Source organism: Alcanivorax sp. P2S70 (assembly GCF_000475295.1).
Classification (GTDB): Bacteria; Pseudomonadota; Gammaproteobacteria; order Pseudomonadales; family Alcanivoracaceae; genus Alcanivorax; species Alcanivorax profundi.
In genome coordinates, this window is record NZ_AXBZ01000056.1 from 15,996 (window position 1) to 29,574 (window position 13,579).

The following is a 13,579-nucleotide window of genomic DNA, read 5'->3' on the forward strand; positions in this document are numbered from 1 at the left end:
ATGCCTCCTCATGGGCCTGGAGCCGCGGTGTCGGGCGATGCCTGATACCAGCGAGTCTTGCGTAACCCCATGTTTCCAAGGGTGTCGTCACCAACGACCTCGGTCCCCACAACCACCTTCACTTCACCGTCTTCATTGGTCAACAGGACCGGTGTGGGTGGCAAGGTTTGCTGTTTCAATTGCTCGCTTCTGTCCGCAACGGTGCCGTCATTATTGGTTACTGGAGAACCATCAATCAAACTGATCGTATGAATAAAGGATGTACCAAGACTGACCGCGCAAATGTTGTCCGGGTTGGTGCTGGCGACAGGAGAGTAGGTACTGAAGCGCACGATTCCATTGATAACCGAGGGGGATGACAGCGCTTTCTCTCCATCAAGGATAGACAGCTTGTAGAACCAGCCAGGTTTGGACGTATCTGCGGCCTCGGTGCCTGTACGGGAAATCTCACTCAAATCCCCAGTGGACAGGACAGAGTCCGGCGCAGAAGGATTACTGAATGCATTTTCGTCACGGAATACGAAGAATGCCTCCTCAGTATCTTTATCCTTCGGATGCGCACGATAACCAGAGCCAATGGCAACATACAGCACTTCGTTGAAGCCCTGTTTCACATAGGTAATCGCTGGCGCTTCGTAGAAACGACGGTTATCCGCACCGTTACCGCCAAAATCGGCCAGGCGATGCACTGCCATTGCCTTATCGCCATCCTGATCGATATCAACACGGAACACCTGGCCACCGAGGTCGCCGAAATAGAGGTGGTCGGCAACACCATCAAGGTTTTTATCAACGACAGAAATGGAACCGGGAACGGCCCATTTCATGGCAGAAACCGTATCACCAGTGGCAGACCAGACCAGGTCACCGGTATTGGCATTCACAATGTAGATCGCATTACCCACTTCGTCTTCGCTGCTGCGATTTTCTGCATCGTAATCACTGGTGCGATCATGATCCGCCGAACTATAGCCACCACCAAATACCAGCACTGGCACCTTGCTATCGCCAACAGGAATCTGGGTTAGCGTCGGAGTCGACCAGGTTTGTCCCAAGTGCTCAAAATCACCAGCGCCTCCAGTAATCTGCCATTTGAGCTTTGGCGCATTCACATTGGATACGTCCAGCGCATAGTAACTGCGCCCACCGCGACGCATACCGCCATACAGGTAAACAGCACTCGGTGCACTTCCGGCCGTGGCGCCCGGCCGGCGCCAGGCGACCCAGCTACCATCAAGGCCGTACAGCTGACGCTTGTTATCACGAAGACCGGGTCGATTAATGGTGAACTTGTCCGCCTGAGTAATGAACTCATATGGCATGAACGTGAATTTTTCAGAACCATCTTTAGCATCAATGGCATGCAGCATGCCCGCATTAGTGGAGACAAAGACCACATTGTTTTGATCGTCCGCATCCTCGCTGGTACCACCATAGTTCACCAGCACCGGAACGCTGTGCATGGGATCGGCCCAAAGGTTCTTCATCTTGGACACAAAATCCTGAACCGTTTCATCACTTGCACCGGCATCGAGACCAAAGAAGGTTTTCGGTTTACCCTCGTCGGTATCGATTTTGGTCCAGTCGATCCTTGGCAGGGTAGTATTGGTACGGGTGTCGACATCGCTATAGAAAAGCTTGTGTCCACCAGCATCCAGTTCACCACGAGCACCGCCCTTGGTTGCGTCATAGCCGTCGGTTTCATCACTCCAGAAGCTCTTGGAGGTCGCACTAAAGTAGCCAGTATTGTCGCTGACTGCATTCCCGTTCTGGCCATGAATCTCAGAACCGACCAGCTCATATTTTTTCAGGTTTCCATCCCAGAAACTGCTAATGGCTGGCTGGAAAATGGAGTAGTAAAGCTGATCAAGGTGCTCAAAACGGTTCATCTGGTTTACCGCCACACCCGGGGATGACACTGAGCGCGACTGCTCGTCCACCAGATCAATAATTTTCATGAAGGCATTGGCAAGCGCACTACCTGAATCGGCATTATATGTATCGCCACCACCCGCCTCGGCCACGTCATCAAGGTAAATAACATTGTTGTTGTTCAATGCGTTTTCATTCATGTAAAGACCAACGGTGTAAGTCTTTACCTTCTTGTGATCTTCATAACTGTCTCTGTTCAGTGCTCCGGCAAGTCGATATTGGCAGGCATAACTTTCTGTGCCTGACAGGTTCTCATCCGATTCACCACAATCCGGCAGACGCTGGTCTCCATTAGGGTTGTCGTCAACGCCACGGTCACCACTAGGCTCACCATCGGTCATCATTACAATGTAGTTTCGCTCGCACTGGTTAGCACTATCCATGGGCGAAACATAATCACCATCCTGATAAATTTTGGCTGTTTTTGTGCAGGTGGTGGTTTGAGTACAGACGCGCTCCACTTTTGGGGCCCGTACCTGGAAGGAAATACTTCTCTCGTAATACACCGCAGGGCGACGCTCGAAAGACTGAGCTGTGCGCTTGCGATATTCATAGTAAGAGCAGAAGAAACCACAGCTCACCCTGCGACTTTCTTGTTCACAGTGCCCTCGTCTTTCTTCATTGTTTCGGCAAGTGAAGCGGTAATCCCCCCCGTTACGTGGCTCACCCCAGGAGCTCCAGGCGCTCCAGCTCGTAACATTACAGTAGTCCTCGGTGGCATCGCAGGTCTCACCATTTGGCAGAGCCTCATAATCGCCCTCATACCGCACTTCGCAATAATCCGTATTGGGGTTACAGGTTGTTGACCCACCACCCGGGGTTGGCGAATAGTCGCCGTAATCCTGGCGACAATTGTAGTAGCGATACTCTTCAGGAAGATTGCTGCAGTTGGTTACACTCGGCGCGTTGATCCAGGGCCCCTCATAGATAAGGTTCCCCTGGTAATCCCTGGCGTATTCGTCGTGGCAGTTTTCGTTGATATCCACTTCCACACAGGCTTCGGAGCTAAAGCCGTTACCGGTATTTGCTTCTTCACCAAGCATGTAGCGCGCCATTTCATTATAGGCATGAAAGGTGGGCGTCCCGCCCGTGGGAGAAATGGCATTCACTGCTATCTTGATGGCATCACGACCGCCAGCGCTCATCTCGGAGACCGGAAAAATCACATGCCCATCTTCTCCGTTTCTGAAACGACCAAGACCAAGATTGACCCTGTCGGGAAGGGCATCAACCATGTCGCTGAAAGCACGCTTGGTCATATCGATACGCGTTTCTTCTCCAGATTGACAATCTGACGTCTCACACCACGCCATACTTCCGGAGCTATCCAACATGACCAAAACATTCGCCGCCGGAGCATTTTGTGCGTTTTCCGTATCCGCATCGGCAAAGAAAATCTCGGTATCATCAGCATGAGCACCCAGCATGGGCAGCCATAAGGCAGCAACCATTAATGAGGCATATCTTTTCATTTTAATCATTGCTCAATCCCCCTGGCTTACTCAATTTCCGAACTCGGTCGAATCCCACGTTTCAGCAATTCCTGAATGTGAGCATCATCAATATTGAAAGCCGCCATACGGCTACTTCCCACGATTTGTACCTGGTAATCCACAAAAGTGCCGGCATTCCCGGTAGAGCTCAGCTGTGCACCTGAAATCAGCTGAAACCCGTTAACCTGAGACGTTGACGAAGCCTTGATAAGCCCCCGATTACCCAGGTAATCCGGCGCGCCACATACACCGACCTTGCGGGGATTACTGGCGGCCAGGCATCGAGTCATCACGTCGCCACCCAAAAAAGCGGACAAGTCTGTGGATGCCATATCGTCCAGCTCGGAATACGCCTCCACAATCGCGCTTTCAGCTGCCTCAAATACCATTGCATCTGCCTGCACACCCGTTGAGACCTTTGACGAGAACATACTGGTCTTCATTGCAGAAATTCCCAGCAAGGAAATTGCCACCAGAATCAGCAGTGCCACCAGCAATGCAGCACCTTCCTGCTTTTTCATTACCTACTCCTTAAACCTAGATGGCGTTCCAATCAAAGTTGCGAAGCCTGACGGTCATACTGATTGCCTTACGCATCGCCCGATCTTCGGGTTCATCATAGGCTTCGCCAAGGACATGAAACTTCCGATTACCATCACTGACCGGCAGAACGTTGTTTTCCCGTTTGAGCAACAGTCCCACCTTTACCGACACAACCGGTGTGTCAGCAGGGACAGAATCCGCATCGACATAGCGACTAGCCGCAAGCTCACCATCCGCAACGGTATCGATTCCGTATAGCACCTGAAAGCTTTCGACTCCGGGCACCAACTCAACGACCACATCCGTATCAATGCTGCCTTTGCAATAAAGGCTGCCATCGTCGACGTAGTAGGTAGAGGCCACTTCAACCCAGCCACCGGCATCATTACCCGCACAATCTGTCGTTCCGTTATAGGCCACCGTCAGCACATCGTTGTCTGCCCCCTCATCAGAAGCAGTAATTTCCGCACTCCAGTCGTCAAACAGCACCCCCATATCCTGGGTGGGAGTAACGGAGTCCCAAACCAAACCAGTCTTGCGTAGATCCCTTACCAGGAAACGCATAATTTGCTGGCTATCCTGTTGAAGCTGCGAGGCCGTCTGTTGAAGTACGAATGTTTTCTGGTTGGTTGTGAAAAGCTGGATTGCTGCAGCGGACACAATCAAGCCCAGCACCAGCGCGACCATCAACTCAACCAGACTGAAACCGTTCTGCCTGCTCACCGCGACACCTCCAACACCACACACGTCGCCGACTCATCGACATTAATGCCATCCGCCGTCAAACAGTCCGCTGGCGCCATCTTGCCCCAACTAACCACAACACAGCTCATGGTATTGCCATTACACTGGCTCACACGTACGCGGCCATTTGGCAACTGATTGCCCGCCAGCCAAGCCAATTGATCAATATCCAGAGTCGCCATCTGTTCCGACGTGCAGTCATTTGCCTGGCACCCTGTCTCTGGATCGCCTCCCGGGTTTACCGTGGCATTCGGCCAACTGTCCGGATCCAGATAAGTTGCGACCTCTGCGCGATTGGACTCGATTCGTTCGAGTGCATCCTGACCTATCAAGGTAGCCTGCGAACGGTTGTTCGCTTCTTCCGCCCCCTTGAGGGCCGCAAGTTGCAACCCGGCATAGCCCAGCACGCCTATCGCAAGAATCAGCAATGCCACCAGAATCTCGACAAGACCAATTCCTTTTTGAACGGAGAACCGCTGTCTTTTCATCATCGTTTTCATGGGTTGCAATCAACATCCTCATTACTGATTCGGCCTACGACAGACACAGAGATCAGTCTTCCGGTATCTCCCGCTTTGGGGTTACATAGCTGGAAGGCTGCGGGGGTGTTAGTGGTATAGCCATCTGATCGAAATACGGGGTTGTTTGCCCCCTGAGTCTGTGTAATCGCCACATCCTGGGCAGGCAGGAACGTCTGATTCTTTTCCTCACTGCCTGCCGGGTAGGTAACAACCCAACCACTTTCCCAATCACCAGCCGTCACAGGGGCTACCGTCACCTGCTGGCGCAGGCTGACCGATTGCATCTTCGCCAAATTCAAGGCAGTGATCAGATCGGCAGTGGACGTGCGCAAGGCATTGGAGGCAATCACCCCTTGATAAGAAGGGATAGCAAACGCCAGCAGCACGCCCAGCACCAACAACGACACCACCAACTCGACAATCGTGAATCCCGATTCCTGCTTGCTCATCCCTGCCCCAACAATTGTTCTAATTCGACACGGATATCACTTTAGCAATGCTCCGCCACTCATCAATCGAATGGGGACCAATGGGGGATTGACGGCTCCGAACGGTATAAGCTGCTGAAAAATAATGATTTTTGGTACTTTCGGGTGTGACAACACTCACACTTTAATCGTAGACCAGTGCTATTTACTGCTTAGCCACAGGGATCGGTCGTACACACAGGGAATGAACGGTCAAAAACCGCAGACAGGCGTTACGGACGCAACGCCTTGGGCATGGAGAAACGGATATTTTCTTCGCGGCCGGGGATTTCCTGTGCCTCTTCGCCGCCATAGGACTTGAGGGTCGCGATGACTTGCTGCACCAGATCTTCCGGGGCGCTGGCACCGGCGGTGACACCGACAACCTTTTTGCCTTCCAGCCAGGCCTTGTCGATCTGGCCGGGCTCATCCAGCAGATAAGCCTCAGCACCGCAACGCTCGGCCAGTTCGCGCAGACGATTGGAGTTGGAGCTGTTGACGGAACCGACCACCAACACAAGGCCACACTCCAGTGCCAACTGGCGAACGGCGTCCTGACGGTTGGTAGTGGCGTAGCAGATATCTTCGCGCTTGGGGCCGTGAATAGTGGGAAAGCGCGCCCGCAGGGCATCAATCACCTTGGCGGTATCATCCACACTCAGGGTGGTCTGGGTCACGAAGGCCAGCTTGTCCGGGTCACGCACCTGCAGCGCAGCCACATCGGCTTCGTCTTCCACCAGATAGATATCTCCGCCATGGGAGCGATCGTACTGCCCCATGGTGCCTTCCACCTCAGGATGCCCTTCATGGCCGATCAGAATGCTTTCACGGCCTTCGCGCGCGTAACGGATCACTTCCATATGCACTTTGGTGACCAATGGACAGGTGGCATCGAACACCTTGAGATCACGCCGCTGCGCCTCCTGCTGCACCGCTTTGGAAACACCATGAGCGCTAAAGATCACAATGGCATCATCCGGCACCTCATGGAGCTCCTCCACAAAGACCGCTCCACGCTGACGCAGATCTTCCACCACATAGCGGTTATGCACGACCTCGTGGCGCACATAGATGGGCGGGCCGAACACTTCCAGAGCCCGGTTGACGATGTCGATGGCGCGATCCACCCCGGCACAGAAGCCACGGGGGTTGGCGAGACGAATTTCCATAAGGCAGTGAACAGTTAACAGTGAAGAGTTAACAGCAAAAGGCTGCTACTACGAGTCTAACGGTTAATCCTGACACATTCACGGTCCGTGAGAGGCATCAATTCAATGTCACCGGCTGCTCCGGGGCATAGCGTTCCACCGCGATGATTTCCACCTCAAAGGTCAGGTCGCGGCCTGCCAAGGGGTGGTTGAAATCCACATAGACCCAGTCATCCTCCACCCGGCTGATCACGCCCGGCAACTCACCGCCAGCCGCATCGGCAAAGCTCAGCACCATGCCCGACTCCAGGGTGTCGTACTGAATAAAGGTGTCACGCGTGAAATGCTGTACGTTTTCCTCGTTGTACTCACCGAAGGCTTTTTTCGCCTCCAGAAATACGCTGCGCTTGTCGCCAGCCTTGAGACCGCGAATGGAGCTCTCAAAGCCGGGCAGCAAGGACTCATCGCCCCACACAAAGGCCGCCGGCTCACCGCCGAAGGTGGAGTCCATTTCCGTGCCATCCATCAGGCGCACCGCAAAGTGCAGGGTGACCCGGGTTTCCGGGCCAGCGCGAAGAATCTCAGTCATGGCGCTTTTTCGCTCCCAGCAGCATGTCCAGCAAAATCAGGCCGGCACCAATGGTGATAGCCGTGTCAGCAATATTAAAGGCAGGGAAGTGGTAATCGCCCCAGTAGAAGTCCAGAAAATCCACCACATGCCCCAGTACCAGGCGGTCGTAGAAATTACCCAGCGCACCGCCAAGAATCAGTGAAAGCGCCACACCCTGCAGGGTTTCCGCCTTGGTCAGCCTCGCTAACCAGATCAGGATCATGACCGAGGCCCCCACTGCAATAGCCGTGAAGAACCATCGCTGCCAGCCACCGGCATCTGCCAGAAAGCTGAACGCCGCGCCACTGTTGTAGGCCAGCGTCAGATTGAAGTGCGGGAACACGTCCAGTCGCTCATAGAGGGAAAAACGGTCCACAATCATATGTTTGGTGATCTGATCCAGCACGATCACCACCGCGCTGAGCCATAGCCACACCAACTGGCCGGGGATCTTCGATGAGGTCATTTGTTTTCTACCGGGTTCATTCGCAGGGCGCTGTAACGGCGGAGAGGGGCTGACACCCCTTTCCGCCTTACAGAGCATTTAGGCGTAATGCCGCACTTCGCCGTCACCGTCCACATTGGTGACACAGCGACCACACAGCGCTTCATGGCCCGCATGACTGCCCACATCAGGCTGGTGATGCCAGCACCGCACGCACTTGGTGTGGGCCGACGCAACCACTTCCACTTTCAGCCCGGGCACACTGTCATCCAACCCGGCCGGAGCCTGAGACAACGGCTTGAGAGTCGCCGCAGAGGTGATTGTCACGAAACGCAACTCGTCACCCAGCTTTTCCAGCAACGCCTGCTTGTCGGCATCCACGAACAGGGTCACTTCCGCACTGAGCCCGCCCTTGATCACCTTGTCGCGGCGTGCCCCTTCAATGGCCTTGTTAACGCCCTGCTTCACGTCTTGCACCTGCTGCCAGAACTCACGCCCCATGGCGTTGCCCTCAAGGGCAAACAGGCCGTCATACCATTCGGCCAGGAACACGGAATCGAGCCGCTCTCCGGGCAGGTTTTCGTAAATTTCCTCAGCGGTGAAGCTGAGGATCGGCGCCATCCATCGCACCAGAGCCTGGGCAATATGGTACAGGGCCGTCTGGCAAGAGCGCCGCGCCACAGAATCCGCCTGGGTGGTGTACTGGCGATCCTTGATGATATCCAGATAAAAGCCACCCAGATCCAATGCACAGAAGTGATGCAGGCGCTGGTAGATCTGGTGGAAGTGATAACCGTCGTACAGCCCCTTGATCTCGTCCTGCAACTGCAGGGCACGATCCACAATGTAGCGATCCAGTGCCAGCATCTGCTCCGGTTGCAATGCATCCACCGCGGGATCAAAACCACTCAAATTGGAGAGCAGGAAGCGGCTGGTATTGCGGATACGGCGATAGCTGTCACCCATCTGCTTGAGAATGTCCTTGGACACCGACATCTCGCCACGGTAGTCGGTGGCCGCCACCCAAAGACGCAGGATGTCGGCGCCCAGATCGTTCCACACTTCCTGTGGAGCGATCACATTGCCGATGGACTTGGACATCTTGCGGCCCTGCTCATCCACGGTGAAGCCATGGGTCAGCACCGTCTCGTAGGGCGCCGCATCGCGGATAGCCAAGCTGGTCAGCAAGGAGGACTGGAACCAGCCACGGTGCTGGTCAGAGCCCTCCAGGTACAGATCCGCCGGGGCTCGCAGCTGTTCACGCTGATCCAGCACACAGTAGTGGGTCACGCCGGAATCGAACCACACGTCCAGGGTATCGGTGACCTTGCTGTACTGGTCCGCCTCGTCGCCGAGCAGCTCGGCCGGATCCAGATCGAACCAGGCATCAATGCCCTCTTTTTCGACACGCTGCGCCACCTGCTCGATCAACGCCGGGGTATCGGGGTGCAGCTCGGAGGTTTCCTTGTTCACGAACAGCGCAATGGGCACGCCCCAGGTACGCTGCCGGGAGATACACCAATCCGGGCGGTCGCTGAGCATGCCGTCGATGCGAGCCTTGCCCCACTCGGGCAGCCACTGAACTTTTTCCACTTCCTGCTGGGCACGCTGGAGCAGGCCATTCTTGTCCATGGACACGAACCACTGCGCGGTGGCGCGGAAAATCAGCGGGGTCTTGTGGCGCCAGCAGTGCGGGTAGCTGTGTTCCAGCTTGGCGAACTTCACCAGCGCACCGCTTTCTTTCAGGGCCTCAATCACCGGCTCGTTAGCCTTGCTCACGTGCAGGCCACCGACCACCTCAAGGTCGTCACGGAACTTGCCGTTATCCAGTACCGGGCTGACTGGATCCAGGTCGTATTTCTGTCCGACCACAAAGTCATCGGCACCGTGGCCCGGGGCCGTGTGCACCAGGCCGGTACCGGCATCGGTGGTAACATGCTCGCCGAGAATCACCGGCACCTGATACGCCAGGAACGGATGCTGCAGGGACAAGCCTTCCAGCTTGGCGCCCACGACAGACGCGGAGCGGGACACATTCTCCAGCCCCCATTTTTCCACCAGATCATCCGCCAGCGCCTCGGCCACCAGCCATTCACCGGCCTCACCATCCTGCGTGGCGGTCAGCAGCACATACTCCAGCTCCGGGTGTACCGCCACCGCGCGGTTGGCCGGCAAGGTCCAGGGCGTGGTGGTCCAGATCACCAGGCGTGGCGCCTTCGCCTCGATGGCGCTGCGCGCGGTGAAATCCGCACCGTCCACCACCGGGAATGCCACATCAATGGCAAAAGACACCTTGTCGTAATATTCCACTTCCGCTTCGGCCAGGGCAGAGCCGCAATCCAGGCACCAGTGCACCGGTTTGAAGCCCTGCTGCAGATGACCGTTGTCCACGATCTTGCCGAGGCCACGGATGATATTGGCCTCGAAGCCGTAATCCATGGTCAGGTAGGGATTGTCCCAATCACCGAACACACCCAGGCGCTTGAAGTCGGCCTTCTGACCTTCCACCTGCTTGCTGGCGTATTCACGGCACTTTTGCCGGAAGGTGCGGGCGTCGACCTTGTGGCCAGCCTTGCCGACTTTCTTTTCCACCATCAATTCGATGGGCAGGCCATGGCAATCCCAGCCGGGCACATAGGGGGCATCAAAACCCGCTAGGGTGCGCGACTTGACGATCATGTCCTTGAGGATCTTGTTTACCGCATGGCCAATATGAATATTGCCATTGGCGTAGGGAGGACCATCATGAAGAATAAACTTGGGACGACCGGCAAAAGCCTCGCGAATCTTCTGATAGAGCGCTTTCTCCTGCCACTCTTTCAGCCGCGCGGGCTCACGCTGGGACAAACCGGCCTTCATGGGGAAGTCGGTATGGGGAAGGTTAAGCGTTGCCTTGTAGTCCGTCATATTCCCGTCTTTTCAAAGTAGTCTCGGACCGCTTCCACATCCTGCCAGATAGCAGTCTTGAGCTGGTCCAGGTCCGCAAATTTTTCTTCCGCCCGCACATAATGGCGGAACGCTACCGTCAGGTGCTTGCCGTACAGGCCGTCCTTGCCAAAACCGGCACCGTCGCCCTCTTCACAAAAATCCAGCAGGTGCACTTCCAGGCGGTTCTCGGTCCCATTCACGGTGGGCCGGGTGCCCATATTGGCGGCCCCCGGCTGATCCGTCAGGCCCGCACCACTTACGCTGACAGCGAACACACCATTCAGGGGAGACTGCAATCGTTTCAGGGCGAGGTTCACCGTGGGCAAATTCAGGGTGCGACCGATCTTGTCACCGTGACGCACCCGACCGCTGATCGCGAAGGGCCGGCCCAGTAACTGCGCGGCCAGATCAAACGCCCCGGCACTCAGGGCCGCCCGGATCCGGGTGCTGGACACCCGCTCACCGTCCACTTCACAGGTGGCCGTGTCCGTCACCGAAAAACCGAAACGCTCGCCAGCCTGCCGTAAATAGGCGAAATCGCCATCACGGCCGCAACCGAAACGGAAGTCATCGCCCACCACCAGATAGTCCACACCCAGGCCATCGACCAACAGGCCTTTGACAAAGGCCTCGGCGGTAAGCGCCCGGAAACGCGCATTGAAACGCACACACAACACCTGATCTACCCCGGCCTCGCGCAAGGCGATCAACTTGTCGCGCAGCGACATCAACCGGGGCGGCGCCTGATCCGGCGCAAAAAATTCCTGGGGCTGAGGCTCGAACAGCATCACCGTGGATTTCAACCCACGGCGACGGGCTTCCGTGATCACCTGATCCAGAATGCGCTGATGGCCCAGATGCACCCCATCAAAATTGCCGATGGTGGCCACACAGCCACGATGCGTCTCGCGCAGATTGTGAATGCCGCGAATCAGTCGCATCACACCCTCGTCTCGAAAGACGCCAGATTATACAGGAACGCTGCCGGGCTGCACGACGGTTGTAGGTCCTGGCTAGCGGCGCAAATGTCGCACCCTCAGCCCCAACACCAGCAAACAAAGACCATAGGTCCCCAAGCCCGCCACTACGATCAGGCTCAACCAACCAACGCGCAGCATTGCGCCGGCCTCGGTCCATACCTGGGTTTGCTGCGCCAGCCACCCGGTTCCTGCTGCCATGGAGCCCCCGGCCACCAGCATGCGCAACCCGTGCCCCGTCCAACCTGGCAAGGGCTGGTAGACGCCGCTGCGGCGCAGCCCGATATATAGCAGCCCGGCATTCAGCCAGGCAGAAAGCGCCATGGCCGTGGCCAGCCCTACATGACGGAATTCCCACACCAGCACAGCACCAAACACCATATTCGCCAGCATGGACACCACCCCGATTTTCACCGGAGTCTTGGTGTCCTGGCGCGCGTAATACCCCGGCGCCAGCACCTTGATCAGCATCGCCGCCAGCAATCCGAAGCTGTAAGCGCGCAGGGATTCAGCCGTTTTCGCCACATCGAGCACAGAAAACTCACCATACTGGAACAAGGTGGACAGCAAGGGCTCTGCCAGCACCGCCAATGCCAGCGCCGCCGGAAGACCAATCAATAGCACCAGGCGAATCGCCCAATCCAGCATGCGGGAAAACGCCTGCGGATCTGCCTGGGCATGCTGCAGGGACAGACTCGGCAGAATCACCGTCCCGATGGCGACCGCAAAAATACCCAGTGGCAGCTCAATCAAGCGATCGGTGTAATACAGCCAGGTCACCGACCCGGTCTCCAACAGGGAGGCCAGCACCGTATTGACCAACGAATTCAGCTGGTAGACCGACGCACCGAACAACGCCGGCGCCATCAACCCCATGATCTTGCGCACTCCCGGGTCCTGCCACCCCATACGCGGCACCGGCATGAGATTCAGACGCGCGAGAAAGGGCAACTGAAACAGCAGCTGGGCCGCACCGGCGATCAACACCCCCCACGCCAGCGCCACCGCCATCCGGTCCTCGGCAAAGTGCGGCGCCAGAAACAAGGCACACGCAATCAAGCTCAAATTGAGCAGCACCGGGGTAAACGCCGGCACTGCAAACCGGTTCCAACTGTTAAGGATGCCGCCCGCGAAAGCCGTCAGGGCGATAAAAAAGAGATAAGGAAAGGTCAGACGCAGCATTTCCACTGCCAGCGCCCGCTTGTGCGGCTCATCACCAAACCCGGGCGCGAACACCCAGATGATCAGGGGCGCGCCCAGCACCCCCAGCAACGTCACCAGCATCAGGGTGCCACCCAGTGTCCCGGCAACCCGGTCCACCAGCAGTTTGGTTGCCGCCATGCTGCCCTTGTTCCGGTATTCACTAAGCACCGGCACAAAGGCCTGGTTAAACGCCCCTTCAGCAAACAACCGACGCAGGAGATTGGGGATTTTAAGGGCAACAAAAAAGGCATCCGCCCCGGCGGACGCCCCCAGCATGCGGGCAATCACCACGTCACGGATCAACCCCAACACCCGCGAAAGCATGGTCATGCTCGACACCACCAGGGTGGAGGCCAGCAAGCCGGCTTTTTTGGGCGGGGTCTGCGTGCTGTCTGTCATGGGGTCTCCAATACCCGGGCGCCACCCGGGCAGCCCACAACGCCCCTCATCCGGGCGGAACCGGGCAAGGTTAGCGAAAGGCCACACGAACCGCTACCAGTGATCATTTCAGCGCCCTTTTCCCATTGACAATGCCCCTCATGATCGGCATAGTTGCGCGTCTTTAGAC

11 protein-coding genes are annotated in these 13,579 nt (G+C 56.5%); all 11 read right to left on the reverse strand.

The window, feature by feature from the left end; translation table 11 throughout:
- Positions 1 to 8: 8 nt before the first annotated feature.
- On the reverse strand, positions 9 to 3,413 hold the full coding sequence (locus tag Q672_RS30975) for a PilC/PilY family type IV pilus protein (protein ID WP_081703693.1): 3,405 nt from the start codon (positions 3,411 to 3,413) through the stop codon (positions 9 to 11).
- Positions 3,414 to 3,430: 17 nt separating this feature from the next.
- Complete coding sequence (locus Q672_RS30980; protein ID WP_022986421.1) at positions 3,431 to 3,946, reverse strand: PilX N-terminal domain-containing pilus assembly protein; 516 nt, start codon at positions 3,944 to 3,946, stop codon at positions 3,431 to 3,433.
- Positions 3,947 to 3,962: 16 nt separating this feature from the next.
- Positions 3,963 to 4,691 carry a PilW family protein gene (locus Q672_RS30985; protein WP_022986422.1) on the reverse strand — a complete coding sequence of 243 codons (729 nt, stop codon included), beginning with the start codon at positions 4,689 to 4,691 and terminating at the stop codon, positions 3,963 to 3,965.
- On the reverse strand, positions 4,688 to 5,212 hold the full coding sequence (gene pilV / locus Q672_RS30990; RefSeq protein WP_022986423.1) for a type IV pilus modification protein PilV: 525 nt from the start codon (positions 5,210 to 5,212) through the stop codon (positions 4,688 to 4,690). The genes Q672_RS30985 and pilV overlap by 4 nt, the downstream gene beginning before the upstream one ends.
- Positions 5,209 to 5,682 carry a GspH/FimT family pseudopilin gene (locus Q672_RS30995; protein ID WP_022986424.1) on the reverse strand — a complete coding sequence of 158 codons (474 nt, stop codon included), beginning with the start codon at positions 5,680 to 5,682 and terminating at the stop codon, positions 5,209 to 5,211. Before Q672_RS30995 ends, pilV begins: the two co-directional genes overlap by 4 nt.
- A 251-nt stretch (positions 5,683 to 5,933) precedes the next feature.
- A complete protein-coding gene (gene ispH, locus Q672_RS31000; RefSeq protein WP_022986425.1) occupies positions 5,934 to 6,869 on the reverse strand; it encodes a 4-hydroxy-3-methylbut-2-enyl diphosphate reductase in 936 nt (311 codons plus the stop codon).
- Positions 6,870 to 6,966: 97 nt separating this feature from the next.
- Entirely contained in the window at positions 6,967 to 7,437 is a 471-nt protein-coding gene (locus Q672_RS31005; RefSeq protein ID WP_022986426.1) for an FKBP-type peptidyl-prolyl cis-trans isomerase, read from the reverse strand.
- On the reverse strand, positions 7,430 to 7,924 hold the full coding sequence (lspA, locus tag Q672_RS31010; protein ID WP_022986427.1) for a signal peptidase II: 495 nt from the start codon (positions 7,922 to 7,924) through the stop codon (positions 7,430 to 7,432). The genes Q672_RS31005 and lspA overlap by 8 nt, the downstream gene beginning before the upstream one ends.
- A 78-nt stretch (positions 7,925 to 8,002) precedes the next feature.
- Complete coding sequence (gene ileS, locus Q672_RS31015; protein WP_022986428.1) at positions 8,003 to 10,810, reverse strand: isoleucine--tRNA ligase; 2,808 nt, start codon at positions 10,808 to 10,810, stop codon at positions 8,003 to 8,005.
- Positions 10,807 to 11,772 (reverse strand): bifunctional riboflavin kinase/FAD synthetase, encoded by a 966-nt coding sequence (gene ribF / locus Q672_RS31020; protein ID WP_022986429.1) that lies wholly within the window; start codon positions 11,770 to 11,772, stop codon positions 10,807 to 10,809. The genes ileS and ribF overlap by 4 nt, the downstream gene beginning before the upstream one ends.
- 72 nt (positions 11,773 to 11,844) lie before the next feature.
- Complete coding sequence (gene murJ, locus Q672_RS31025) at positions 11,845 to 13,410, reverse strand: murein biosynthesis integral membrane protein MurJ (RefSeq protein WP_022986430.1); 1,566 nt, start codon at positions 13,408 to 13,410, stop codon at positions 11,845 to 11,847.
- Between the last annotated feature and the right edge of the window lie 169 nt (positions 13,411 to 13,579).

Coding starts and splice junctions, on each gene's coding strand:
- Q672_RS30975 (WP_081703693.1), bottom strand. CDS start 3,413: ATGATTAAAATGAAAAGATATGCCTCATTAATGGTTGCTGCCTTATGG.
- Q672_RS30980 (WP_022986421.1), bottom strand. CDS start 3,946: ATGAAAAAGCAGGAAGGTGCTGCATTGCTGGTGGCACTGCTGATTCTG.
- pilV (WP_022986423.1), bottom strand. CDS start 5,212: ATGAAAACGATGATGAAAAGACAGCGGTTCTCCGTTCAAAAAGGAATT.
- Q672_RS30995 (WP_022986424.1), bottom strand. CDS start 5,682: ATGAGCAAGCAGGAATCGGGATTCACGATTGTCGAGTTGGTGGTGTCG.
- ispH (WP_022986425.1), bottom strand. CDS start 6,869: ATGGAAATTCGTCTCGCCAACCCCCGTGGCTTCTGTGCCGGGGTGGAT.
- Q672_RS31005 (WP_022986426.1), bottom strand. CDS start 7,437: ATGACTGAGATTCTTCGCGCTGGCCCGGAAACCCGGGTCACCCTGCAC.
- lspA (WP_022986427.1), bottom strand. CDS start 7,924: ATGACCTCATCGAAGATCCCCGGCCAGTTGGTGTGGCTATGGCTCAGC.
- ileS (WP_022986428.1), bottom strand. CDS start 10,810: ATGACGGACTACAAGGCAACGCTTAACCTTCCCCATACCGACTTCCCC.
- ribF (WP_022986429.1), bottom strand. CDS start 11,772: ATGCGACTGATTCGCGGCATTCACAATCTGCGCGAGACGCATCGTGGC.
- murJ (WP_022986430.1), bottom strand. CDS start 13,410: ATGACAGACAGCACGCAGACCCCGCCCAAAAAAGCCGGCTTGCTGGCC.